The following is a 25,387-nucleotide window of genomic DNA, read 5'->3' on the forward strand; positions in this document are numbered from 1 at the left end:
TTTGTCAAATCTCGTATCAATCATTTATATCGATCTGTCATCGATTTAATGGCAGACCTGGTGTTATCAATATATTGGACAGTCTCTTCATATTGCTCTGAAGCCATCCCCAAAAACAAAATGTCAATCATATATAATTGTGCCAATCGTGAGGATGTGGCTGCACTTCGAAACGGTGCTTCATTCGAAAAGGATGTATACAGTGTAGCGTCACACAAAGAAGATACCGTTGTTTGGCCATAATGAGTCAGCCCAATCGTCTTTACCCCACGTTCTTTTGCCAGCTTCAATATATTGACAACTTCAGGTGTTTCCCCTGAGAATGAAATGGTAAAAACGATATCATTTTCATCAGCATTTGCAATCAAGGTTGCAACTAAATGCATATCTGTAAAAGCCGTTGCCCCTTTATTGATGCGAAGTAATTTTTGCTGAGCATCAGCCGCAACTATATTCGAAGCACCGACACCGCAAAAGTGGACAGTTTTAGCATTCAGCATCAGCGTTATCGCATGTTTGAGATTATCGTGATCGATTATTTCAGATGTGTCCCGGATGGTCTGAATCGAATTACTCGTTGTTTTCTCAACAATCCGATACAGTGATTCGGAAGGTTCGATATCCCGGTAGCCCTGTTCAACGGTCTTCATCAAATCTCCAGCAATCCTTATTTTCAGATCTTGAAATCCTTTTATGCCAAGCGACTTACACAACCTAATAACAGCAGCCCCGCTTGTTTGGGCAGACGTACTTAATTCCTGTACAGTGCTGTTCACAACTTCATGAGGATTCTTGAGAATATATTCTGCTAGTTTTTGTTCAGATTGCGGCAGCTTGCTCAACATTGTCTGTATGATTGATAATCCTCCTGTAGCCATTTCTTCCCTCCTTAATCTTCATAGATTGAGATGGCTTTTCTGACATCTCCATCAGCATTTTCCAGTAACTCCATTGCTTTTTCATAATCTGTTGCCGTTTTTATCATGACAATCGCTGGCTTAACTTGATTATTTGCCTTTTCAAGCGTATTCAATGCTTGATCATAGTCAGCATTCGTTACAGTTTCTATGATGCTTATTGCACGGTCCTTCAGTTTTTGATTACTGACATTTACATCTACCATCAGATTTTCATAGACTTTTCCCAGCCGGATCATGGTTGCCGTTGAAATCATATTGAGTACCATTTTATGTGCGGTTGCGGCTTTCATTCTCGTGGATCCTGTTAACACTTCCGGTCCGACAACCACTTCAATCCCTATATCCGCTGCTTCTGTGATGCTCGCGTTTTTATTGCATGATAAAGCAACCGCTTTAGCCCCGACTTTTCTTGCATAACGTAAAGCGCCCTTCACATAAGGGGTACGACCGCTTGCCGCAATGCCAATAACCGTATCATTTGCTGTAAGGCCCACATCCATCAGATCACATTCCCCAAACTCTTCTTTATCCTCTGCTCCTTCAACAGCCCGAACAAACGCCTTTTCCCCTCCTGCGATTATTCCCAGTACCCTATCAGGCGGTGTGCTGAAAGTCGGGGGACATTCCACTGCATCAAGCACACCGAGTCTTCCGCTCGTTCCTGCTCCGATGTAAATGAGCCTCCCCCCTTTTTTTAACGATTCGCAAGCCCATTCAACCACCGTTTCAATTTCTGACAATACCTCCTCAACCGCTGCTGCCACTTTAAAATCTTCTTTATTGATTGCAGAAATGATTTCCATCGTATTTACACTGTCGATATTCATTGTCTTTTCGTTCCGTAATTCAGTCGTTAATGAACGCAAATGTTCTTCCATAGACAATTAAATCCTCCCATAAACAATTACTTAAATATAATTTCATTTTTTAATAGAAAATAATGAAATTATATTTCATATTATATTCAATGATAGCGTTTTCATTACTCGGATACAAGATATTTTTGGTGATCTTGCACCACAGGATTTTTTCAACAATAAAAAAACGTGTACCGTCCCCAAACTTGGGAACGATACACGCACAAGTTATATAATAAAATGCCAAACTAGTATACTACTTCGGCCCCAGGATACCTCATTCCTTTACCCAGTTAACGAATAGGGACTACTTTCCCGTTTTCTACTGCACCGACGACAATAGTTGATGCAAATCCTCCATTTTCATCAATCGAGGGAATATCGTATATTTTTTGATCTGGCCCTATATTGGAAAGTCCATCTTGCATATGCTTACGGATGGCCTTGGCATCATCAACGCTGCCTGCAGATTTCATCGCTTCCACAAACGCATACATGGCGATATAATTCAATCCTACTTCTGAGCTTGGATCTTCCTTATAATTCTTTTGATATTTCTCAACGAAAGCAGGTATTGCTTCTTCATCTGAATCCATCAGTGGCAAAACGCCAATCGAGCCTTCCAATGTTTCATATGACCCTGCAATCGGCTTCATTTGATCCAGCTTTGCTTGATCCATGATGATGAAACCACCCTTAAATCCTAGCTCCCGAGCTTGCTTCGCTACTTTTGCCGTAGGTTCCGAAGCACCACCGATAAATAGCACATCAGGATCTTTTTTCAAGGCATTGGTGACAATCGTAAAGAAATCGGTTTCTTTGGCGAAATCAATCGATGAATTATAAACGACTTTTCCGCCTTGCTTTTCCCAATGTGGGAGCACGGCCTCCGTCCAGTCTTTACCGTATTGCGAAGATGTTGGCAAAGCGGCAATCTTCTTGCCGAAATGTTCCATTGCATATGTTGTAAAAGGTTCAATATACCCCTCGTAATTCGGTGGAATTCGAACGGTTAATGAATTTCCGCTTTCGGTCACTGCCGGTTCACTCGTATATGCCCCAATTATGAATTCCTCTTGTTCATTAAAAACCTGAAGTGCCAGCACACCTCCGCTATGAGGCGTGAAAATGATCGGCGTATCATATTCCTGAATTAACCGTTTAGCATTCGACCCTGTTTCATTTGGAAGGTATTTATCATCCAACGAAACTAAATTCAATGTGTATTTCTTACCATCTACTTCAAACCCACCAGCATCATTAATTTCATTGACAGCCATTTCTACACCATTCAATGTCCGTTTCCCATATAACGCTGCCGCACCGCTTAAAGGACCGCTAAAACCGATGTTAACGACATTATCACTTTTGCCTTTACTGCCACTGCTTGACACAGTGCTATCCCCTTTATTGCACCCAGTCAACACAGTGATCATTAGCAGGAGAAAAATAAATAATACTTTCAGTTTTTTCATGAAAATCCCCCATTCAATTTTTTCAGGCTCCAATATACGCTTTCCTTACTTCATCATTGGCTAATAACTCACTTGCTGTCCCTTGAACGACAATTTCCCCATTTTCAAAAACATATCCTTTATCTGCAATGCCGAGAGCAGCATTCGCGTTTTGTTCAGCAAGCAGGACCGTGATTCCTTCGCGGTTTATTTCTTCAATGACCCGAAACATTTGTTCAACAATAAGTGGAGCGAGTCCCACCGAAGGCTCATCAAGCATCAACAATTTCGGTTTCGACATCAAAGCTCTTCCAATTGCGAGCATTTGCTGTTGGCCGCCGCTCAGGCTTCCCGCTTCATCATGATGCTTTTCTTTTAAAATCGGGAATAAGTGATAGACGTATTCCAAGGAATCCTTGATCTCCGCTTTCTTCTTTCGATGCACATAAGCACCCATCCTCAGATTTTCCTGGACGGTCATTTGTGGAAACAGTTTACGTCCTTCGGCACACTGGACGATTCCCTCCCGAACATTCTTATCCGGGGCACGGCCCGCTATCGGCATGCCCAGAAAATGAATTTCCCCCTTGGACAGCTTACTGATTCCGCTTATGGAACGAAAAGTCGTGCTTTTTCCTGCCCCATTAGCTCCCAACAAAACAACGATCTCTCCCTTGGCAACTTCGATATTCACATGTTTTATCGCAGTGAAACTTCCATAATTCACGGCGACATCGGTTAACTTAAGCACTGGCACTCCCTCCTAAATAGGCTTTAATCACCGCTTCATTTCCGCGGATTTCCTTAGGTGTGCCCTCGGCAATTTTTTCTCCGTAATTAAGGACCATGATGTGGTCTGCCAAGTTCATGATCATATGCATTTTGTGCTCGATTAAACAAACGGTCAGTCCCGATCGATTCAATTTTTTAATCAGTTCTGTCAAGCCTTCCGTTTCATCCGGGTTGATTCCCGCAGCAGGTTCATCAAGAAAGATAATTTCCGGTTCAGTCGCAAGGGCAAGGGCAATGGCTGTCCGTTTCTTTTCCTCCTGCGAGATGCTGGAGACCATTCTGTCAGCCGATTTCGTCAATCCGACAATATCAAGAACCTCCATTGCCTTATCCCTGCAAGCCGCTTCCTCCCGTTTTAAACGTTTTGTTCTTAGAATGGCATCCACCAGATTGGATTTGGTTCGCAGCCTATGACCGACAATGACATTATCCAACACGGTCGTTTGATCAAAAAGGCTTGTCGTTTGAAAGGTTCTTGAAATTCCGAGCCCCGCTATTTCATTGGCAGGAAGTTTGGTGATATCAATCCCCTTAAATAGGACCGTCCCGGAAGTTGGTCGATGAAAGCCACTGATCAAGTTGAAAAAAGTTGATTTTCCTGCACCATTTGGTCCGATTATTGCATTGATTCTACCTTTTTCAATCGTAAAATCCACATTATTGACGGCCGCCAATCCTCCAAACCGCTTTGTCAAATTCTTCGTTTCGATTAGCAAATTCATCCCTCCTCAGCTTTTATGTGCATTTCGCTTCTCACCCTGGATAGTTCATTATCTTTTCGCTTTCTTTTCCAATCAAAGAAGGCACCTGCGATTCCGCGCGGATAAAAGATAATGATCACCGTAAGCAATGGCCCGAATATCAACATTCGATATTCTTGAAGGAATTGCAGATTTTGCGAAAGGATTACTAACAATAATGTTCCTACCAAAGGACCTGAAAGTGTCCCGATTCCACCAACCAATAAATACATCAATAGATCGAACATTATGGCAGTTGATCCGATATCAGGTCCAATGAAACGAATGAATGAAGCATACAAAGCACCTGCCAAACCTGCAAAGAATGTGGAAAGGACAAATGCGGTTAACTTATTCTTCATTGTGGATATACCAATGGTTTTTGCAAGGTCCTCGCTGTTCCTGATGGCCATATACGTCCTGCCGGTCAACGAGCGTATAATTCGATACACGACTAAAATCACTGCAAGCAGGAAAATGAGGACTAGATAATATTGGGATGCTGCAGTATCGAAGGTGATCGGCCCTATATTGCCAGGAGCAGGGATACCGATCAATCCCCTAACCCCCTCTGTAAGTCCTTCCCATTTATCGATGACCAGATATATGATGTAACCCACACATAGGGTATAAATCGCGAAAAAGTGTTCCTTTGTCCTCAGCGCGATCAAACCGATTAAAAACCCAATTGCACATGTGATTAAGCATGCACATACAAGTGCCAGCCAAAAGTTCATTTCCGCTTTTACCGTCAGGAGGCCAAGTGAATATGCTCCAATCGCAAAAAATCCAGCATGTGCAAGCGAGAGATATCCAGTATATCCTGATAATAAATTGATTCCATAAACAGCTATCGCCCAGATGAACGAAAGTGTCAGCATATGGAGATAATAATCGTTTTGAGCGATAAAGGGGAATGAAAAAGCAAAGATGATAAGAGCGATAATCCCATTTCTTTTCGTTAATATCTTCACGCTACCTCTCCCCCTTGGCAAAAAGACCTGTTGGTTTCACGGTTAATATTACGACTAAAAGAATGAATGCAATGATGTCTTTATAATCATTTGAAATATAAGTTGCGCCCAGGCTCTCACTGAAACCTAGGATATATCCGCCTACGATCGCCCCCGGGATGCTCCCCATCCCGCCCAATATGATAATGACGAATGCTTTTAGGATGACTAAATGCCCCATGCCGGGAAAAACAAGGTTAATCGGTGATGCAAGGGATGAAGCGATGGCTGCTAATCCTCCCGATATCATGAAGGTAAGCATTGCGACTTTATTAATGTTGATTCCCACTAATGAAGCACCTTCACGGCTTTGGGACATCGCTATAATCGTCGAGCCGGCATAAGTTTTCTTTAGGAAAAGGTAAAGTAAAACCATCACTGCGATAGCTGATATGATGATCAATAATCGCTGAAGTGTGAACGTCAGGCCCATGATATTGACCACTTGGCCGTATGGAGAAGTCATTGTATGGAAGTCGGCACCCCAGACAAATTGGGCAAAGGCTTCAAGAAAAAGGAGAATTCCGATTGCCGCTATCTTATCGTGCAATGGAGGTGCCTCCCTTAACAGGCGAAACACGAAACGTTCCAAAAGGACTCCCAACAAACCAACAACGATAATGGATACGAACATGGCAATCCAGTAATTGACCCCATATAAGGTCATCATTGATAACGTGATATATCCACCCAACATATATAGGGCACCGTGGGCAAAGTTCGGGATATGCAATATTCCATATACTAGCGTCAATCCCAGGGCAACAAGACTATATACGCTGCCAATCGTCAAACCATTAAAAAGCTGCTGGATCAAAATTTCCATTTACTTCCTCCTTGAAAAATATTGAATTTCACTTTGCTGTTCATTCCCTGGCCTACCATCCTGTCCAACTTTTGAAAGCACACCTCTGTGATGAAAAACACTTTAATTTTTCCCTCACAGGCTCAACCTCCCGGGGAGGAATAGTAAGTATTATTTCCCTATATTCTCTACCTACAGATAAAGATTAGGTGTAGCGAAAAAAACACCCGATTGTTTGTTAGCGCTTTCATTTATAATGACAACTTATTACAGTACATGACGTTTTGTCCTCATTCATTCTGCCTTATGAATCTAGGCTGTACGATTGTGCAGACAAGCAGATGCTGATTTTAGGGATAGCCAAATGATTACAACTTCTCTTTTAATAACGGTTTACCCATGGTAATCGTCTTGTTCGTTCACCCCTTCCACACCACTAAAGGACCATTACGCAGATTAATTTCCTGTATGTAGATTATTTCTTGTATGTAGATTATTTCTTGTATTATAAATGCAAGTGCCGTGCCAACATGAACTCACCGACAATTAGGCTATTCACCAGTCAGTGAATTCATTATTGAATTGTAAAAATCAAAAGTAACGATTCCATACGGGATGTCCGTCATTCACTATTGACTGAAAAAATCATTTCTGAATCAATAAAATAATTAAATGAAGACATTAAATGAAAGGAATCCAATAATAACCTTCACAACCTTAATCGTTTTAAGCAAGTCCAGGTTAAAATGCACAAAAAAACAGCACCCTCCATTGTTGGATGGTTTCCAACAATGGAGGTGCTGTTCAAACTCACCTATTCTTTTCCGCTGACCTTTAATCGATATTTTTTAAGTTTCCTCACAATTGTTGCCTGACTGGAATCTAGGGCCTCTGCGATTTCATATGTAGTTTGGTAGGTTTGAGCCGCTTTCGTCAAGATTTCCTTTTCGGCTCTTTCCACCGCTTCTTTTAAAGTTAGGGTAGCATTGAGGTTATGCTGATTCCGATTTTGCGGCTGATATTCTTCCGGAAGGTCGTTAATCGATACTATTTGATTATCCGTCAGCACGACGAGCCTTTCCACTATATTAATCAATTCACGGACATTTCCTGGCCAATCATGTTGATAAAAATATTCCTTCAACCGCGAATCTATTTCTTTTGAGAATTTATATTGTTCGTTTGCTTTTGTTAAAAATAAGTCAGTCAATGCCAAGATATCTTCTCTTCTTTCCCGTAGAGGAGGAATCGTAATCGGAATGACATTCAGCCTATAAAAGAGGTCTTCACGAAACTCACCCGCTTTGACCATTTCCGATAGATTTCTGTTCGTGGCTGCTATTATGCGAACATCGATCTTCTTTGGCTTTGTTCCACCGATTCTTTGAATCTCCCTTTCCTGAAGGGCCCGAAGCAGCTTCACTTGAAGTTGCAGGGGAAGCTCACCAACTTCATCCAGGAATAAGATCCCACTCTCTGCAAGCTCAAACATCCCTGGTTTGCCTTTTTGATTGGCTCCGGTAAATGCCCCTCCTTCATATCCAAAGAGCTCGGATTCCAATAAATCAGCAGGAATTGCCCCACAATTTATTTTGATGAAATCTCCTTTTTTAGATCGGATGCTCCGATTATAAATATTGCGGGCAAGGACATCCTTTCCAACACCCGTTTCTCCCAGAATGAGTACTGTCGCATCAATATCCGATATTCTTTCAGCAATTTCATAAATCATTTTCATTTTATCACTGACAAATACGACTCCATCCTTGCTTGTTATCTTCCGCAGTTTTTCAATTTCCTGCTTATATTGATTATTCAGTTCATTTACTTTCGTCAACTCGTGCATCAGTTCATTTAAATCGGATAAATCTCTTATATTCGTAACGACTTGCTCTATTTCCCCTTCTGCATTAAAAACGGGACTTCCTGTAATCAATGTTTCCTTTCCAGCAAAATTATCCTGTACGACTGATACCGTTCGTCTCAGCTTCACTACCTTATGCGTCACCGAAGCATTCAGTATGCCGCGTTTAATTAATTGGTCCACCGATTTGCCGATATAATACTCTTTTGGTATGCCCGTGATCCGTTCAATTGCCGAATTGGTATAAAGCGTGATTCCATCTTGATCGGTGATGTATATTCCATCATAGGAGTTTTCGATAATGGCATCCAGTGCGCGATTCAATTTATCCGTTTCATGCGCATCAATCAATAAATCGTCCAAAAATTCTGTTTCACTGCCTATATATAGAATATTGTCAGCATCCATTTGTTTCATTAATAAAAATAAATACCGCTTATCATGCAGCCTTGCAGCTGCAAGCCTTTTATTATCGAGAAATTGCCACTCATCGAATTGTTCGGTTAGTGTATTATTACCATCCTGACTTAACGATTGATTAAAATAGTTGCCCCAATCCTTTATCCGATTTTCAGAATCCACGACTAGTGCAGGGAAGGTCGACTCTTTGAGCAAATTAATCCGAGAATCCTGTTTCACTTGATTCATTACTATTCACCGCCGCAAAAAGAATTCTTTTTAAGTACAATTCTGGATAATTTTCGAAACTCCTTTAAAATTGTCGAATTTCGCTCCAAAAAAAGTAGTGATGAAATAATTTTCATCACTACTTTCCCTCAGTAAGTCTTAAAAATAACCTCTCCACTGATTGCTTCCTTACCTGACTGGTTAGTGGCCGCAACGTTGAAAAAATATCTATCCCCATTTTTTTCTTTTAGATCCGCTTGAAGAGTTATGACATCATTCAAGAAAACCATACCTTTGAAACGAATCTTGTATTCTTCGATAAAACCAATTTCATATAGATTACTGAAAAGCTTTGCGAGGTTTCCCATCGTCCACATTCCATGCGCGATGATACCGGGAAGACCAGCATTTTTTGCTTCCTCATCAATCGTATGAATGGGATTGAAATCACCTGATGCGCCGGCATATTTAATGAGGTCCAGTCGCGTTACAGGCGCAAGCTCGATGGAATGTAACGAGTCACCAATATGCAGTTCGGTTAATGTCGTCACTTACTCATCACCATCCTTCTGATCGTTTCATTTATAATGACAAGCTGTTCAGCAGTGAAGACGATTTCCCCATTTGCATCCGTCCCATAATTTTTAAAGGCTAGAAATCCCATTTCCCCTTGTTTTCCTTTTTTCTCATAATAGTCTTTCACTTCCGTATAACAGGTGATTTCTTCCCCTACCTTCAGCGGCCTGTTATAGCGATATATCTGCTCACCGTGAATCAACCCTTTATTCGGTAGATTTAAGCTTTCAATCGTCCCAAAATCAAAGACCCTTGGGAAAGTTGGTGGAGCGATATTCGTTCCGTACCTTGATTGCCTGCCTATTTCTTCATCTATGAAAATTGGGTGGGGATCACCAATCGATAATGCGAATTTTTTAACGGCTCCCCGTTCAACTATATTTTTAACGGGGTTGGATCGTTTTCCAATACTTTCGTTGAACATAACATCCCGCCTTTTCCCTTAATTTTTTGGACCGCCCGCAACATATAAAACCTGCCCGCTAATGAATGAGGATGCTTCATCGGCAAAGAATGCAACAGCATGAGCGATATCACTTGGCAAACCGCTTCTGGCAACAGGAATACTGTTTGCCCTGTCCTGGATGAATTGCTCAAAACTCACTCCCACCCGCCTAGCTGTTTCTTTCGTCATTTCGGTTTCGATAAAACCTGGTGCTACCGAATTAGCCGTTATCCCGTATTTGCCCAGTTCGATTGCCAGTGTTTTTGTTAACCCCTGAAGTCCGGCTTTAGCAGCTGAATAATTAGCCTGCCCGCGGTTCCCGAGGGCCGAGGTGGATGATATATTGATGATTCTTCCGTATTTATTTGCAACCATATGCTTCTGGGCAGCACGTACTGCATTGAAAGTACCTTTTAAATGCACATCCATTACCGTCTGCCAATCTGAATCGGTCATTTTGAAAAGTAGATTATCCCGGATGACCCCAGCATTATTCACGAGAATATCAAGTGATCCGAATGTGTCGGCTATTTCTGTTATGGATACTTCCACTTCTTCGGGATTGACCACATTGGCCACTTTTGTAAAAATGGTATAACCCTTATCCCTTAATTCATTTCCCGTTGATGTCAAAACCTCTTCGTTGATATCGATAATCGCTACGTTTGCGCCTTCACTGGCAAATAGTTCGACGATCGCCCGGCCAATCCCCCTGCTTCCACCTGTAACTAATGCCGTTTTCCCTGAAAATCTCCCTGTCATAATCGTTTCCTCCTAATCTATTATAAAAATTGCCCTACTTTAACATGTCCCTTAATCAAATTTCGGGAAATGATCATACGCTGTATTTCATCCGTACCATCATAAATCCTCCAAAGCCTGGCTTCGCGGTACCAACGTTCGATGGGAAGCTCCTTCGTATAGCCCATGCCACCGTGAATCTGCAATACACGATCAACGACCCGATTCCCCATATTGGCTCCATAGAGTTTAGCCATTGAAGCTAAATGGCGATTGTCTTCTCCATTATCAAGTGTAAAAGCCGCATTCAATACAAGCCATCTTGCAGCTTCAATTTCTACGGCCGAATCAGCTATCTGCCATTGAATGGCCTGGCGCTCCGCGATCGGTTTACCGAAAGTTACTCGTTCTTTAGCGTATTCTATAGCCATTTGCAGCAATCTTTCTGCCGAACCAACAGCACGTGCGCCCACGATCCATCTTGCAAACCCAATCCATTCCAAGCCTAGTTTATAACCGCCATGCACTTCCCCTAAGATGTTTTCTTCGGGTACCCTGACATTATCAAAAACTAAACCTGCCGGTCCCCATTCTCCCATCGTATTGATATATTCTGATCTCCAGCCCATATCACGGTCTACAATGAAACAGGTTACCCCTTCCGTCCCGGTTGCTTGATGACGTTCTTTGTCAGTTACAGCAATGACCATGACGAAATCGGCATCATTTCCTCCAGTGATGAATGTTTTTTCTCCGTTAAGCACCCATTCATTCCCTTCTTTTACTGCCGTCATTTTAATATTTCGCGTATCAGACCCAGCCCCCGGCTCCGTCATGGCAAAACAGGACTTTTTCTCACCATTAATAGTAGGGATCAGATATTTCTGTTTCTGTTCTTCATTTGCATAATAAAGTATGTTATCAGCCGAACCTCCAAAGCTGAATGGTACAAACGTTTTTGATACTTCCATCAAGACAATTGCCATCATAAGCTGCCCTAAGTCTGCCCCGCCATATTCCTCTGGGGTATTGATGCCCCAAAACCCAGCTTTTTTTGCTTTTTCCTGTAAATCTTTCAATGTTCCCTCTGGTAAACTAGGCTTCCCTGCCATTTCATTGCGAAGCACTTCATTTTCCAAGGGTATCAATTCATTTTCCACGAACTTGCGTATTGTTTTTTGTACCATTTTTTGTTCATCTGATAGTCTTAAATCCATATTAACCCCTCCGCTTTCCAATTAGACTAGTTTTGATATTTTCTCTTCAATTGTCCGGTAATGATATTTTTTTGGATTTCGGACGTGCCTTCATATATTCTAGTGATTCGGGCATCCCGATAAAAACGTTCAACTGGATAATCCTTCATGTATCCCATACCGCCATGAATTTGAACGGCCTTATCAGCGACACGATTATATACTTCCGAACCATACAACTTTAGCATTGCCGCTTCTTTAATGATTTTTTCTTTCTGATCGACCATCCATGCAACCCGGTATGTGAATGAGCGAAGTGCTTCTATTTCCATTGCCATCTCGGCAATCATATGGGATACAGCTTGATGATCTATGATCGGCACATTAAATTGTTCACGTTCTGTGGCATATTTAGTAGAGAGATCGAGCAAGTACTGACAGGACCCTAAATTACGGGCAGCAAGGCCTGCCCGGCCATTTGCAAGGATCTTCAATGCATTTACATACCCTTGTCCAACGTCCCCCAGTACATTTTCGGCAGGAACCTCGCAATCTTCAAAAACCAATTCGGCAGAATGTGAGCCTCGAAGACCCATCTTCCTTTCCAGGCTACCAACTCTAAAACCCGGAAAATCCTTTTCTACTATGAATGAGGTGATTCCTTTTGCCCCTTTATCTTTGTCCGTTACGGCCATAACCGTAAAAATATCTGCTACATCAGCATTCGTTATATAATGCTTAGTCCCGTTAAGTATATATTTATCGCCATTTTTGACTGCCGTCATTTTGAGGTTCGTAGCATGTGACCCCGCTGCAGGCTCAGTTAAAGCAAAAGCACCAATTCTATTACCGCTTGCCATATCTGGTAGATACTTTTCCTTTTGCATTTCATTGCCCATTTCGACTATCCCTACCGTCCCTATGCCGGTATGGGCCCCAATCAGAGTGGTATATCCATTATGTGTTTTGCCGATTTCCTCATATAAAGCGCATTTTCCCACCATCCCGATTCCGAGCCCGCCATACCTTTCCGGGATACTAAGCCCGAATAGCCCGATTTCCTTCGATAAATTTATAATGGATTCCGGGATATGATCTTCATCCTCTATCTGCATGGAAAATGGATCGATTTGCTCTTCGATAAACTGGCGTATATTTTCTTTTAATAACAGGATGTCTTCATCTAAGCGAAAGTCCATTTGCATTCCCCTTTATCTTCGAATTGGTTGTTAGCGCTTTCATATATTATCCGAATAAGCGATATGTTTTTCCTGAAGTTTGCGTTTTAAGATTTTACCTACTGCCGTCTTAGGAAGTTCACTTTCAAATGTGATTGCTTTTGGGACTTTAAAGGCAGCGAGCTGCTTTCGGCAATAATCCTTCAATTCGTTTTCAGTTATTCTTTCACTTGGTTTTAGAACTACCGCTGCATGTACCGTTTCACCGCGATATTGATCGGGAACGCCAAAGACGGCAGCTTCCAGAACCTTAGGATGGCTGTATAAGACATCTTCAATTTCTATTGGATATATATTGAACCCGCCTGCTATGATCATTTCTTTCTTCCGTCCCACAATGTAAAAGAAGCCATCTTCATCCATCTTGGCAATATCACCGGTATGCAGCCATCCGTTTTGAATCGTCTGCCGCGTTTCTTCAGGCATGCCCCAATAACCTTTCATTACCTGTGGACCCTTTATGACCAATTCACCTGGTGTATCAACCAAGAGGGCAGGCTCTCCTGTAATACTGTCAATTATGGCGGCATCCGTATTTTGTATCGGAATCCCGATACTTCCGGGTTTTTGCAGGCCGCTAACTGGATTCCGGTGCGTGACTGGTGACGCCTCGGACAGGCCATAGCCTTCTGCAATCTTTGTCCCGCTCAGTTCGTTAAACCTTGACAATACATTCAATGGCAATGGTGACGAACCCGAAACGCAAGATTTCAATGTATGCAAATCAAATGGATGGGACTGGTAATATTGTAATAAAGCAATGTACATCGTCGGTACCCCTGGAAAAATAGTCGGTTTAAGATCATTGATAATATCGACGATCTCCGTCACCTCAAACTTGGATACAAGAATTAATTCCCCGCCATTATAAAATGTCAGGTTCATCCCTGAAGTCATGCCGTAAACATGAAATAATGGGGAAACGCCAAGTACCCTTTCCTTACCCTTTTGAGTATTGATTCTTGAAGTGGCTGCACTCTGCAGCGTATTGGCTACTATATTACGATGTGTTAGCATCGCCCCTTTAGAACGCCCTGTCGTTCCTCCTGTATATTGGAGGACGGCGACATCTCTAGCAGGATCAATCTCCACACTGAAATCCGCTTCTGTTACTGTTAGCAGTTTTTTTGTCATTTCACATTTGCCCTTTTCCAGCGACACGCTTAACACCTTTTCAACATCGGTTGCAGCTATAACGGCTTCAACTATTGGTTTTAAATCATCTAGCACAATGATGTGCCTTGCACCTGAGTCTTTCAGGACATGTATTAATTCGTTCGCCTTATACATTGGATTGATTTGGACAACAATGGCTCCATTCAAAAGAGTTCCAAAAAAACCAATTGGATATTGTGGACAATTAGGAAGCATAACAGCCACTCGATCTCCCTTTCCAATCCCTTCAGCAGCAAGCAAGCGGGCACATCTTTTCACTAATGTCCCCAACTCTGAATATGTATACCTCTGCTCCCTGAACGTAACCGCTGTTTTATCCGAATATTGTTCGACTGATTGATAAAATAGTTCCGTCAAAGACATGTCAGGAATATCAATCTCGCTTGGGTTTCCTTGCGGGACATGTTTTTTCCAAGGTCTATCCATTGGCCCTCCCCTTTCTTCATTCAAAAAAATAAAGAAGTCATACTAAACAATATGCAAGGAGTGTGCCAAAAATAAATCGTTATGTTACGCTGATTCATTCAATGTTAAAATTCAAAATTGAATTATTTGCTGCGCCCTTAATAATATTAGGTTCATAATGCTAGGATTTAAAATTGACTCAATAAGTCATTTTTGAATTTAGAGATGCTTTCGTAAAAGGTATCAACTTGTAGTACGGGGCATGTGGAGAAGGATATTATTTGAAAATAAAACGGGATGCTGATCAAGATCAGCATCCCGTTTTAAAAAATGATTCACTGCTCTATGGCGGAGTCATCTTCCAATGATATTTTCCATAATTCTTTCGCTTTTCCACTGACCGTTTCATCAAAAACAAATGATCCATTCGTATATCGATCATGATTTTTTAATGAAGCGGCATGAATCGTTTCAATGGTTCCCTTTTCAGAAAGAATGAATAGGCTGTCCGTTTTGTTAATGATATCAAATCCAATGACCCTATGAGGATTCGATTTCAATTCCCTCAAGACCACGACACCGCGTTTTGCCCGGCTCGTTTTTTCAAACTCGGTTAATTTCATTTTCTTTATGGCCCCGCGCTGTGTAACGATAAAGATCGATTCTTTACTATCCTTGGCCAAAACCTTTCCGCCAATGACATAATCATCTTCTTTCAAATTAATCCCTTTGACTCCTGCTGCCCGAACACCGACAACACTTACTTCCTCTTCATCAAACCATAAACCATAGCCATTATGGGTGACCAGGAAAAGGTCAGCCTGTCCATCGGTATGATGGACATCGACAAGTTCATCGTCACCTTTTAAATTGACACCAACCAGCGGTTTTGAATGACGCTGGGCTTTATAGGAAGCTAATTCTGTCTTTTTCACCATACCATTTTTCGTGATGAACAATAAGAATTCCGGCACGGCAAACTCTTTGATTGGAATCGCTTTTATGATTTGTTCTTCCCTGTCGATTGGTATGATGTTCGCGATATGCTGACCGGTTTCCTTCCAGCGAATATCAGGAAGCTGATGAACTGGACAATAGAGGTAGTTCCCTTTGGATGTGAACAGCAACAGGACATCAGTTGTATTCATCTCCAGCCTCTGGAGCAGGCGATCGGAATCCTTCATGCCAAAATCAAGACCGCCTGATGCTGCATAGGATCGTAACGAAGTCCGTTTTACATAGCCTTCTTTCGTCACGGTCACCATCACGTCCTCACTCGCAATCAATACTTCAAGATTGATTTTGATTTCTTCAATTTCTTTTTCGATTTTGGAACGACGTCCGTCATCAAAGCCCTTTTTAATGAATCGAAGTTCTTTTTTAATTACTTGAAGAAGAACTTTTTCACTGCCAAGAATCTTTGTCAATTCCTCAATTTTGTTTTTCAATTCCGCCGCCTCTGCTTCAAGTGCTGTAATATCCGTATTTGTCAGCCTGTATAGCTGCAAGGAGACAATGGCTTCAGCTTGCGCTTCTGTAAAATCGAATTTAGCAATGAGGTTATCTTTGGCATTCCGTTTGTCTTTAGATGCCCGGATGACAGCAATGACCTCATCTAATATGGACAAAGCCTTCACTAAACCATCGACGATATGTGCCCGGTCATGTGCCTTTTGCAACTCATAACGTGAACGGTTCACGATTACCTCTTTACGGTGTTCGATATATGCATCTAGCATTTTTGGCAGGCTCATCAATGTTGGCCGTTTTTTATAAATCGCGACCATATTGAAATTGTATGCAATTTGAAGATCGGAATTTTTGTATAAATAATGCAGGACTCCATTTGCATCTGCTTCTTTTTTCAGTTCGATGACAATCCGCAGTCCCGTACGGTCGGTCTCATCCCTAACTTCGGCGATACCTTCCACTTTCCGGTCCAGACGGAATTCATCCATTTTCTTAACAAGGTTTGCTTTATTGACTTCATATGGGATTTCAGTGATGACGATTTGCTGTTTGCCCCCCCGAATCGTTTCCACTTCCGCCAACCCGCGAATGATTATTTTCCCTTTACCTGTCTCATAGGCCTTACGAATGCCTTCAATGCCTTGAATGATACCGCCAGTAGGAAAATCCGGCCCTTTAATGACCGTCATTAAGTCAGCGACAGTCGCTTCCGGCTTATCGATTCGCATAATGGCCGCATCAATGACTTCACCTAGTTGATGTGGCGGGATTTCAGTGGCATAGCCTGCTGAAATTCCTGTAGAGCCATTTACAAGCAGGTTAGGGAACATTGCTGGCAATACAATGGGCTCCTCTGAAGTATCATCAAAGTTCGGTACAAAATCGACCGTCCTTTTTTCAATATCCCGCAGCATCTCGGAGGCAATCGATGAAAGCCTTGCTTCCGTATACCGCATCGCAGCAGGCGGATCGCCATCAATACTACCGTTGTTTCCGTGCATTTGGACCATTACCTTCCGCAGCTTCCAGTCTTGGCTCATCCGAACCATTGCCTCATAAACGGATGAATCTCCGTGAGGGTGATAGTTACCAATTACATTACCGACCGTTTTTGCGGATTTCCTGAATCCTTTTTCCTGAGTATTTCCTTCAACATGCATCGCATACAATATCCTGCGCTGCACCGGTTTTAAACCGTCCCTTGCATCTGGAAGTGCCCGATCTTGGATGATATATTTACTATAACGCCCGAAGCGGTCACCAATTACCTCTTCTAGCGGCAAATCTCGAAACGTTTCTTCAAATACCATCGTTAATGACCTCCTCTTCAATCGACATATTTTCATTATCTAAAATATTCGATTCCTCTTCGAGACCAAAAGCGACATTGGCTTCAATCCACTTACGACGCGGTTCAACCTTATCTCCCATCAACGTTGTCACACGTCTTTCCGCACGGGCACCATCATCGATCTTCACACGTATCAATGTCCTTGTTTCCGGGTTCATGGTGGTATCCCATAATTGATCGGCATTCATCTCACCCAGCCCTTTATAGCGCTGAATCATATAGCCTTTCCCCACCTTGTCTATCGCTCCTTGAAGTTCCTCGTCGCTCCAAGCATATTCAATGACTTCTTTCTTCCCGGTCCCTTTACTCACTTTATATAAAGGGGGCAAGGCAATGTAAACCTTTCCAGCCTCTATTAACGGCTTCATATAGCGATAAAAGAATGTCAGCAGCAGCACTTGGATATGGGCTCCATCGGTATCGGCATCAGTCATGATGATCACTTTATCATAGTTAGTGTCAGGCGTATTGAATTCCGCACCGACACCTCCGCCGATTGCATGGATGATCGTATTTATTTCCTCGTTTTTAAAAATATCCGCCAGTTTTGCCTTTTCCGTATTAATAACTTTACCCCGCAATGGCAGCACTGCTTGGAATCGGCGATCGCGTCCTTGTTTAGCGGATCCCCCAGCAGAGTCCCCTTCTACAAGATACAGTTCATTCCGTTCGGGATTTTTCGATTGAGCTGGTGTTAATTTCCCAGAAAGGATGGCATCGGATTTTTTCCTTTTCTTCCCGCTTCTTGCGTCTTCGCGAGCCTTGCGTGCCGCTTCCCTTGCTTGGAACGCTTTAATCGCTTTTTTTACCAATAGGGTACTCGTGGTCGGATCTTCTTCAAAAAAGTAGGCTAAGTGCTCTGATACGATGGAATCGACTGCAGAACGGGCTTCACTTGTTCCAAGCTTGCTCTTGGTTTGTCCTTCGAATTGAAGAAGTTCTTCAGGGATACGTACTGAAATGATTGAAGACAAGCCTTCACGTATATCGGTACCTTCGAGGTTTTTATCTTTTTCCTTCAATAGCCCCATCTTTCTGGCATAATCATTAAATGCCCGTGTCATGGCCGTTTTTGCGCCAATCTCATGGGTGCCTCCATCTTTTGTACGAACATTATTTACAAAGCTTAAAATATTCTCTGAATAGCCATCGTTGAATTGAAAGGCTAGTTCGACTTCTATCCCATTTTGTTCCCCTTCTAAGCTGACTACACTATGAAGGGTCTCTTTTTCTTCATTTAAATAATCGACAAACGCTTCAATGCCATTTTCATAGTAAAAAACTTCATTATGGTCGTTACGCTCATCCGTCAATTCTATCTTCATGCCTTTTAAAAGAAAGGCTGATTCGCGAAGACGCTCACATAGGATTTCATAATTAAAAGTAGTCACCGAGAAAATTTTTGGATCGGGCTTGAAGTGGATCTTGGTACCGGCTTGATTGGTTTTACCGATTTTCTCCAGAGTGGTTTCTGGCTTTCCGCCATTGAAAAACCGTTGTTCGTAAATGAACCCGTCCCTTTTGATTGTCACGACAAGCCATTCAGACAACGCGTTAACGACCGAAGCACCGACTCCATGAAGCCCTCCACTCGTTTTATATCCGCCTTGTCCAAATTTACCTCCAGCATGAAGAATCGTCAAAATGACTTCAGGCGTCGGTTTACCTAATTTATGCATGCCAATAGGCATTCCGCGCCCTTTATCAGACACACTTACACTGTTATCTTTATGTATTTTCACACTAATTTGGTCTCCATATCCAGCTAAAGCCTCATCTACGGAGTTATCTACAATCTCGTACACTAAATGATGAAGTCCGCGTGCATCAGTACTGCCGATATACATACCGGGACGTTTTCTGACCGCTTCGAGTCCTTCCAGTACCTGAATTGCATCATCATTGTACTCGATTGTTTTTACTTTCTTTGCCACAGAAATTCCCCTTTCCTTACTAAAACACAATTTCCGGGCCAAATCATACTGCAATGAAATGACTCACTAGCTAAACAAATCCATTAATACGTTAATATCATATAAAAAGTATAATACTTTTACGAACAAAGAACAAGTGTTCTATTTTTTTGTCCTTTTTATTAGCGTTAGCACATTTATGTGGAACAAAACGTATCATAGCTACCTTTCTAATTGTAGCGGTAAATTTTCATTTGGCAAATATACTTTTACTATTTTTAATCAAATTAAACGTCCATGGCTTAAATTTGCCCTGCCTTTTGACTTCTTTCGGTCGAAATACAGCCACACCTTAACAAAAAGAGCGGAAGATCCGCTCTTCATTTTACTTAGTAAGGGCGTGTTCGACTTTTATACATCGATTCATGATGACAGTATATCCTTTTTCTTTCAAGAAATTATAGGCTTCTTCATTTTCCACACCCTGCTGGGCCCAAAAGATATCAGCATCGATTTCTGCAAATTCCTTGGCTATCTCCGGTAGGAACTCTGAACGGCGGAAAACATTGACGATATCGACGTGCCCTTCAATATCTTTCAGGGCTTTAACCGCCTTGACACCCAGCACTTCAGATACAGCAGGGTTTACCGGGATGATTTCATAACCGCTATCCTGCATGGCCTTCGATACCATATAAGAAGTACGGTCAGGGTTATTAGATAAACCAACGACAGCTATGCGCTTCGATTTTTTCAACATCTTTCCCATTTCTTCTCTGCTCGGATTTTCTATCATTCTTTTCAATCCCCTTTATAATAAAATGTAATATTTGAATAAAGAATATTCCTTAAAAAAGGTATTTTACAGAGGAAGCTGTTTATTACCATTATTAAGAAAAACCATTATACAAGAAAGAATAAGTTTCGAAAAGGCATGTCTCACTTAACTTTCTTTATGTTCATACAGACTACCACGGATTGTAACAATTTATACAAGGAGGCATCCTTCATTTTATATTTACGAAAATAAGGAACCCTAAACCTTTCACCCGTCATGAACTTAACGTATATCAAAAGATGTAAGTTCATCAAGGAAAATCATTTTTTTAGTGGATTTTTTTTTGGACAGCCGTACCATTTTGTCACGAAAATGTTACAATAAGAAAAGCTTAACAGGTGTTTTAAAGCTGTTTTTGGCTATTTCTACACGTTTATTTTTGAAAAAGGGAACAATCGCCCCTGAACGTGATAAAAATTCTTAAAAGAAAGGGTAATAGAATGCTTACATTTATCACTATACTGGCTGCCTACCTGATCGGTTCGATTCCTTCCGGTTTAATAATCGGTAAAGCTTTCTACAAAATCGACATCCGGGAGCATGGCAGTAAGAATCTAGGCGGGACAAATACCTTCAGGACACTTGGTGTCAAGGCAGGGCTTACCGTTACTATCATGGATATACTTAAGGGTACCCTGGCAACTTTTCTTCCGTATATGCTAGGCGTGGACATGCATTTATTGCTAGCCGGAGTTATTGCGGTAGTCGGTCATATGTTTCCCATTTTCGCAAACTTTCGGGGCGGAAAAGCGGTGGCAACTTCTGCTGGTGTCATTCTTGCTTATGAACCATGGTTTTTTGTCTTTGCCGTCATCATTTTCTTTATATCCTTATACATATCCAAATATGTCTCGCTTTCATCCATGATTGCTTGTCTACTTGCTCTCATCTACAGTTTAGTTTTTCATATTGATGATTTGGCGCTCATTATTGTAATCAGTATAATAACGATCTTCATTTTTTACCGGCATCGCGCAAACATCAAGCGGATTATCGATAAAACTGAACCTAAAGTAAAATGGTTATAAGAACATGTAAAAATAGGCCCGTATGCATGGGCCTATTTTCCATTCTACAATTCATTAGCCGTGTTATTCAGGATATCCGCATGCCTCGAAACTTTTTCAGTAGCGTTTCCTATTTCCTGGATGATTGACACTAATTCCTTAATTGTCATTTCCATTTCTGCAGAATCCGCTATATTCCCGTTGATGACTCCGATTATTTCATTGAATGAATTTTCTGTCAATTCAGATTCTTTCTCACCTGCTTGAACTACTTCCTTGACCCTTAGGACAGAATCAACAACATCCTTCATATATTCATTTGATGTTTGCACGATTGCATCTATTTCAGCTATCGACTTTTTAGTCTGTTCAGCAAGTTTCCTGACCTCATTCGAAACAACCGCAAATCCATTACCATGTTCACCTGCCCGTGCTGCCTCGATGGCTGAGTTCAATGATAGTAAATTTGTCTGGTCGGCCATTCCCTGTACAAGCTTAACAAACTCGGTGATGCTTAAGAAAGATTGGTTTAATAAAATGATCTTTTCATCAACATTTTTCATGAAATTAACAAGGTTTTGTATCTTTTCCGTTAAGATCAGCATGCGCTTCTGCCCCTCTTCAGCCATTGTTTTTGAACGAAGTGATTGTTCAGCGCGCGTTGCGATCTGCATTTTGACAAATTGCCCGTTTTCTATCAATTGCTTAACGGAAGCATCCGTTTCTTCACTTAAATACAAGACTTCTTCACTAACTAACGAGATTTTCCTTTTTACTTCCTCTTTTATTTCTTTATATTGATTTTCCCTAGCTTTTAAATGTTCAACTTCATATGCCTCAAGGACTAATTGCTGTTCGAGATTTAGTATCTTTCCTATCGCTGATATTAATGCCCGCTGCTCATCTTCATTCTTGGTTTGTTCAAAGACAATTCTTTGCAAGTGATTCTGTACATTTTGAAAACCGGATGAATACCACCGGGGCTGTAAGCCAATACGATAATGAGTCTTCGCCACCTTTGTCCGCAATTTAACAAAATCATCGTCAATCACACCATTGAATAAAGATAGCATATGGGTAATTAACGTTTTCCTCAATTTTCCCACCGTGCTGTGTTCAGTGATTATCCCTTTCAATTCAGGAACCTGCAGAATCGTTTGATAAAAGGCATCAACAACTCCCTCTACCTGGGGCTCGATTGCATCTCTAAAGGCATGTATCAGCTTTAAATCGAATTCCGTTAAATCGATGATAGTCACCTGCATTTTCACCTGTTCACTGCTTACATCCAATATGCCCTCTGTTTCTTTTGCTTTTTGAAACCAGATTGCTTTTTCCGGCTTCGCTTTTATGAAGATCCCCATATCCCACTCCCCCTGATTTTGTAATTCACGATAAAGCGGATCCAAGATATTCTACCCAATACCACACAGGTCTTTATATCCATACCATTTAAAGTGAACCAGATTCATATAAAAATAATAATCCATTTGGACTATATTCATTTTATTTTGGCCTCATTCCAAGTCTTTTGTCAAGGTAAAAAGCCCTAAAATGCTTTTACATTAACTTCCCATCAAATCAATAGTATGGTTTTCGTTTAATGGATAAATGGTCAAGTAAGGATTGAATAATTGAAGAACAGAGGCTACACTGGAACTAGCTATTATATACGATAGGAGAAAGTGCCATGAAGCCATTGCAAATATCACCGGAAACCGCATTAAAGTTATCCAAGTCACTAAACTTGCCTTTAGAGCAAATCATGCATATGCCTACACCCGTTTTGCTGAGAAAGCTTGCCGAGGCTGAAGCAAAAGAAAAAGGAAATACAAAATAGCTGCAGGAATCTGCAGCTATTTTTGTATTTCCTTTTCTGTCATCTATGGAATCCTGCCAGTAACTAATTAAATACTCTTGCCTTATAAATCGGCATATAACATGCCTTCTTTATATTGTAAATAATCCCCACTTAACCGACTGTGCTGGATGATCTCATACCCATAAATATCCTTTTGAGCCAATAATGACAATAGCACCTCGTACTCCCTTTTATCATCTCGTTTTCCGTAAATCCTCACCAATAAATAATTTCAGAACCTTGCTAAAAAATACCAAAATCACTAATATTCTTCTGCTACTCTGTGTGATATTTAGCTTAGGAATCAAAAAAAAGCAAAAGAACCGCACATAGGCGGTTTTTAATTGAAAGTCAATTCTTTTGCCCAATCAGGCAAAGGCTTTTTCTTGACTGATATTAATTGTTCATTTTCATAGGTACAGACGAATTCTTGTGGTGGTTCATCCTGTAATATATCTTTTAGGTAATACTTTATGTTGGACACGACATCAATTGCCTCCATAACCCATTGATATGGCTTCCAGGCAAGTTCCCCTTCATCACAGGCAGATAGCCCGCCCCCTGCATCTTCAGCTCTGTAAACATACATTCCACCCGTTTGATTCCATGTCACGATTCCTCGAAAGGCCATCCCCCTTACTTTCAATCCAGTTTCTTCAAGAATTTCGCGTTCCATCGATTCATCGATGGTTTCATCTTGTTCTATCTTCCCGCCTATGCCATTCCATTTATGCTTATTGGGATTCTTTTGGCGAAATAACATCAACACTTCGACTTCGTTGAATTTTTTTCGAGTTATGAAACAAATATTATAGATAATATCCATGGGTTAAATCCTTTCTTGAACGCACATTATTCGCATCTACTTCATAATTACTTTATACTTAAATAACGAACCTCTAGGAAGGAGAATGAGTATGAAACTGACCATTTCCGATCAAGCAGCTAAGTGGTATATTGATGAGCTGGGGCTTCAAGAAGGCTCTCATTTACGCTTTTATGTAAGATATGGCGGGCATAGTACCGTCCAAAGCGGCTTTTCATTAGGTATCATGCAGGAAGAACCTGAAACTGCAGCAGCCGCAACAACTATGAATGAGATTAATTTTTATGTAGAAGAAAAGGATTTATGGTACTTTGATGGTCACGATTTACTTATTACTTTTAATGAAAAACTGACTGAACCAGAATTTCACTATGAAAAGAGTGCTTGACAATAAAGCAGCGGTGTAACCGCTGTTTTTTCTTGTTCAGCTGTTTTTTCTTGTTCAATCGAGCAGACGCTCTTTAATATCTTCCGCTCTAAGAATTTCCGCTTGCTTTTCCCCTAAAAGATCGAAATGTGAATAGCCATCCTTCCTGTGATGAATCCACTCTTTTTTAAGCCCGTATTGCTTACCCCACTCCGATAAACGCCGTAAATCTTTGCATCCCACTTTTGTAACCGTCTTGCAACCGGGAAATCGGTCATCCAGCCAATAATGAGTTAAAAAAGCAATTTGGCCTTGATCGATTTTCTGCTTCCAGGCTACTACGTCTACCCGTTTAATCCCAAAAGCCATCTTTTGATCACCTCAATAATTATAATTAAACCAATTCATCCTGCTTTTTATTTTTCTCATAGGCCTCATGCCATTCAGGATACATGCGTTTAATGGATATCGGGCGGAAGCTCTCCTTTTTAACGCAAACGTGGGAAGAATGACCTGTAGCCGCCACTTCATTTCTCCCATTAACGATCTCATACCCATAAACGACCCGCAAGCCGTCATATTTTTCAATCCAGGTTTTAATTTTTACCTTATCACCATATCTAACAGGGGTTTTATACGAAGCCTGAATATCCATAACAGGTGAGAGGATGCCATCCGCTTCCATATCAGCATAATAAAACCCTAAATCATTTATCAATTTTGTCCTGCCTAGTTCCATCCATATTAAATAATTCGCATGGTAAACAACACCCATTTGATCTGTCTCTGCATACCGCACTTCAATTTCGTTTTCAGCTATGAACATTTTGTTTCCCCACTTTCATTTCTATTGCAATAAACATTTTACCATAACAATTGTGCAAATTTCATTTAAGCTGTCTTAA

General features: G+C 41.2%; 25 protein-coding genes. 3 read left to right on the forward strand and 22 right to left on the reverse strand.

Annotation, left to right across the window (positions count from 1 at the left end):
- Positions 1-20: 20 nt before the first annotated feature.
- From LQ188_RS06860 to LQ188_RS06940, 17 genes are all read right to left on the reverse strand, one after another.
- Positions 21-878: a MurR/RpiR family transcriptional regulator gene (locus LQ188_RS06860; RefSeq protein ID WP_230176385.1), complete on the reverse strand. Its 858-nt coding sequence runs from the start codon at positions 876-878 to the stop codon at positions 21-23.
- Between the two features lie 11 nt (positions 879-889).
- Entirely contained in the window at positions 890-1,798 is a 909-nt protein-coding gene (gene murQ, locus LQ188_RS06865; protein WP_230176577.1) for an N-acetylmuramic acid 6-phosphate etherase, read from the reverse strand.
- A 272-nt stretch (positions 1,799-2,070) separates the two neighbouring features.
- On the reverse strand, positions 2,071-3,252 hold the full coding sequence (locus LQ188_RS06870) for an ABC transporter substrate-binding protein (RefSeq protein ID WP_101222243.1): 1,182 nt from the start codon (positions 3,250-3,252) through the stop codon (positions 2,071-2,073).
- 22 nt (positions 3,253-3,274) lie between these two features.
- Positions 3,275-3,982: an ABC transporter ATP-binding protein gene (locus LQ188_RS06875; protein ID WP_101221913.1), complete on the reverse strand. Its 708-nt coding sequence runs from the start codon at positions 3,980-3,982 to the stop codon at positions 3,275-3,277.
- Positions 3,975-4,739: an ABC transporter ATP-binding protein gene (locus tag LQ188_RS06880; RefSeq protein WP_230176386.1), complete on the reverse strand. Its 765-nt coding sequence runs from the start codon at positions 4,737-4,739 to the stop codon at positions 3,975-3,977. Before LQ188_RS06880 ends, LQ188_RS06875 begins: the two co-directional genes overlap by 8 nt.
- Before the next feature lie 2 nt (positions 4,740-4,741).
- Positions 4,742-5,710, reverse strand: a complete 969-nt coding sequence (locus LQ188_RS06885) for a branched-chain amino acid ABC transporter permease (protein ID WP_230176578.1) — start codon at positions 5,708-5,710, stop codon at positions 4,742-4,744.
- A gap of 28 nt (positions 5,711-5,738) precedes the next feature.
- Positions 5,739-6,602, reverse strand: coding sequence for a branched-chain amino acid ABC transporter permease (locus tag LQ188_RS06890; RefSeq protein ID WP_230176387.1), 864 nt, complete (start codon positions 6,600-6,602; stop codon positions 5,739-5,741).
- A 793-nt stretch (positions 6,603-7,395) separates the two neighbouring features.
- Entirely contained in the window at positions 7,396-9,093 is a 1,698-nt protein-coding gene (locus LQ188_RS06895; protein WP_230176388.1) for a sigma 54-interacting transcriptional regulator, read from the reverse strand.
- A 128-nt stretch (positions 9,094-9,221) separates the two neighbouring features.
- Entirely contained in the window at positions 9,222-9,623 is a 402-nt protein-coding gene (locus LQ188_RS06900) for a MaoC/PaaZ C-terminal domain-containing protein (RefSeq protein ID WP_057914834.1), read from the reverse strand.
- Positions 9,620-10,072, reverse strand: a complete 453-nt coding sequence (locus LQ188_RS06905) for a MaoC family dehydratase N-terminal domain-containing protein (RefSeq protein WP_101221909.1) — start codon at positions 10,070-10,072, stop codon at positions 9,620-9,622. Before LQ188_RS06905 ends, LQ188_RS06900 begins: the two co-directional genes overlap by 4 nt.
- An 18-nt stretch (positions 10,073-10,090) precedes the next feature.
- Complete coding sequence (locus LQ188_RS06910) at positions 10,091-10,855, reverse strand: SDR family NAD(P)-dependent oxidoreductase (RefSeq protein WP_230176389.1); 765 nt, start codon at positions 10,853-10,855, stop codon at positions 10,091-10,093.
- 20 nt (positions 10,856-10,875) lie between these two features.
- Complete coding sequence (locus LQ188_RS06915; protein ID WP_057277806.1) at positions 10,876-12,051, reverse strand: acyl-CoA dehydrogenase family protein; 1,176 nt, start codon at positions 12,049-12,051, stop codon at positions 10,876-10,878.
- Between the two features lie 26 nt (positions 12,052-12,077).
- A complete protein-coding gene (locus LQ188_RS06920; protein WP_063233560.1) occupies positions 12,078-13,229 on the reverse strand; it encodes an acyl-CoA dehydrogenase family protein in 1,152 nt (383 codons plus the stop codon).
- A 39-nt stretch (positions 13,230-13,268) separates the two neighbouring features.
- On the reverse strand, positions 13,269-14,870 hold the full coding sequence (locus LQ188_RS06925; RefSeq protein ID WP_230176390.1) for a long-chain fatty acid--CoA ligase: 1,602 nt from the start codon (positions 14,868-14,870) through the stop codon (positions 13,269-13,271).
- A 314-nt stretch (positions 14,871-15,184) separates the two neighbouring features.
- Positions 15,185-17,629, reverse strand: a complete 2,445-nt coding sequence (gene parC, locus LQ188_RS06930; protein WP_101221905.1) for a DNA topoisomerase IV subunit A — start codon at positions 17,627-17,629, stop codon at positions 15,185-15,187.
- The gene (parE, locus tag LQ188_RS06935; protein ID WP_101221904.1) at positions 17,619-19,604 is read right to left on the reverse strand and encodes a DNA topoisomerase IV subunit B; all 1,986 of its coding nucleotides are present in this window, start codon (positions 19,602-19,604) and stop codon (positions 17,619-17,621) included. The genes parC and parE overlap by 11 nt, the downstream gene beginning before the upstream one ends.
- 364 nt (positions 19,605-19,968) lie before the next feature.
- Positions 19,969-20,379 carry a CoA-binding protein gene (locus LQ188_RS06940; protein WP_230176391.1) on the reverse strand — a complete coding sequence of 137 codons (411 nt, stop codon included), beginning with the start codon at positions 20,377-20,379 and terminating at the stop codon, positions 19,969-19,971.
- A 482-nt stretch (positions 20,380-20,861) separates the two neighbouring features.
- Between LQ188_RS06940 and plsY the strand changes: the two genes are divergently transcribed.
- On the forward strand, positions 20,862-21,449 hold the full coding sequence (plsY, locus tag LQ188_RS06945; RefSeq protein ID WP_230176392.1) for a glycerol-3-phosphate 1-O-acyltransferase PlsY: 588 nt from the start codon (positions 20,862-20,864) through the stop codon (positions 21,447-21,449).
- Between the two features lie 44 nt (positions 21,450-21,493).
- Here the strand turns inward: plsY and LQ188_RS26825 are convergent, their stop codons facing one another.
- Entirely contained in the window at positions 21,494-22,792 is a 1,299-nt protein-coding gene (locus LQ188_RS26825; protein ID WP_290370102.1) for a globin-coupled sensor protein, read from the reverse strand.
- Between the two features lie 326 nt (positions 22,793-23,118).
- Between LQ188_RS26825 and LQ188_RS06960 the strand changes: the two genes are divergently transcribed.
- Positions 23,119-23,268: a YycC family protein gene (locus LQ188_RS06960; protein ID WP_065310839.1), complete on the forward strand. Its 150-nt coding sequence runs from the start codon at positions 23,119-23,121 to the stop codon at positions 23,266-23,268.
- A gap of 82 nt (positions 23,269-23,350) precedes the next feature.
- Here the strand turns inward: LQ188_RS06960 and LQ188_RS06965 are convergent, their stop codons facing one another.
- Both LQ188_RS06965 and LQ188_RS06970 read right to left on the reverse strand, forming a co-directional pair.
- Positions 23,351-23,467, reverse strand: a complete 117-nt coding sequence (locus tag LQ188_RS06965) for a helix-turn-helix transcriptional regulator (protein ID WP_230176393.1) — start codon at positions 23,465-23,467, stop codon at positions 23,351-23,353.
- A gap of 162 nt (positions 23,468-23,629) precedes the next feature.
- Entirely contained in the window at positions 23,630-24,115 is a 486-nt protein-coding gene (locus tag LQ188_RS06970) for an NUDIX domain-containing protein (protein ID WP_230176394.1), read from the reverse strand.
- Positions 24,116-24,206: 91 nt separating this feature from the next.
- Between LQ188_RS06970 and LQ188_RS06975 the strand changes: the two genes are divergently transcribed.
- The gene (locus tag LQ188_RS06975; RefSeq protein WP_101221899.1) at positions 24,207-24,503 is read left to right on the forward strand and encodes a HesB/YadR/YfhF family protein; all 297 of its coding nucleotides are present in this window, start codon (positions 24,207-24,209) and stop codon (positions 24,501-24,503) included.
- A 54-nt stretch (positions 24,504-24,557) separates the two neighbouring features.
- On the opposite strand, the gene LQ188_RS06980 is transcribed toward LQ188_RS06975, so the two are convergent.
- Both LQ188_RS06980 and LQ188_RS06985 read right to left on the reverse strand, forming a co-directional pair.
- Entirely contained in the window at positions 24,558-24,851 is a 294-nt protein-coding gene (locus tag LQ188_RS06980) for a hypothetical protein (RefSeq protein ID WP_101221898.1), read from the reverse strand.
- Positions 24,852-24,876: 25 nt separating this feature from the next.
- A complete protein-coding gene (locus tag LQ188_RS06985; protein ID WP_230176395.1) occupies positions 24,877-25,308 on the reverse strand; it encodes a thioesterase family protein in 432 nt (143 codons plus the stop codon).
- Between the last annotated feature and the right edge of the window lie 79 nt (positions 25,309-25,387).

This window comes from Peribacillus sp. Bi134, from assembly GCF_918698065.1.
Lineage (GTDB): Bacteria > Bacillota > Bacilli > Bacillales > DSM-1321 > Peribacillus.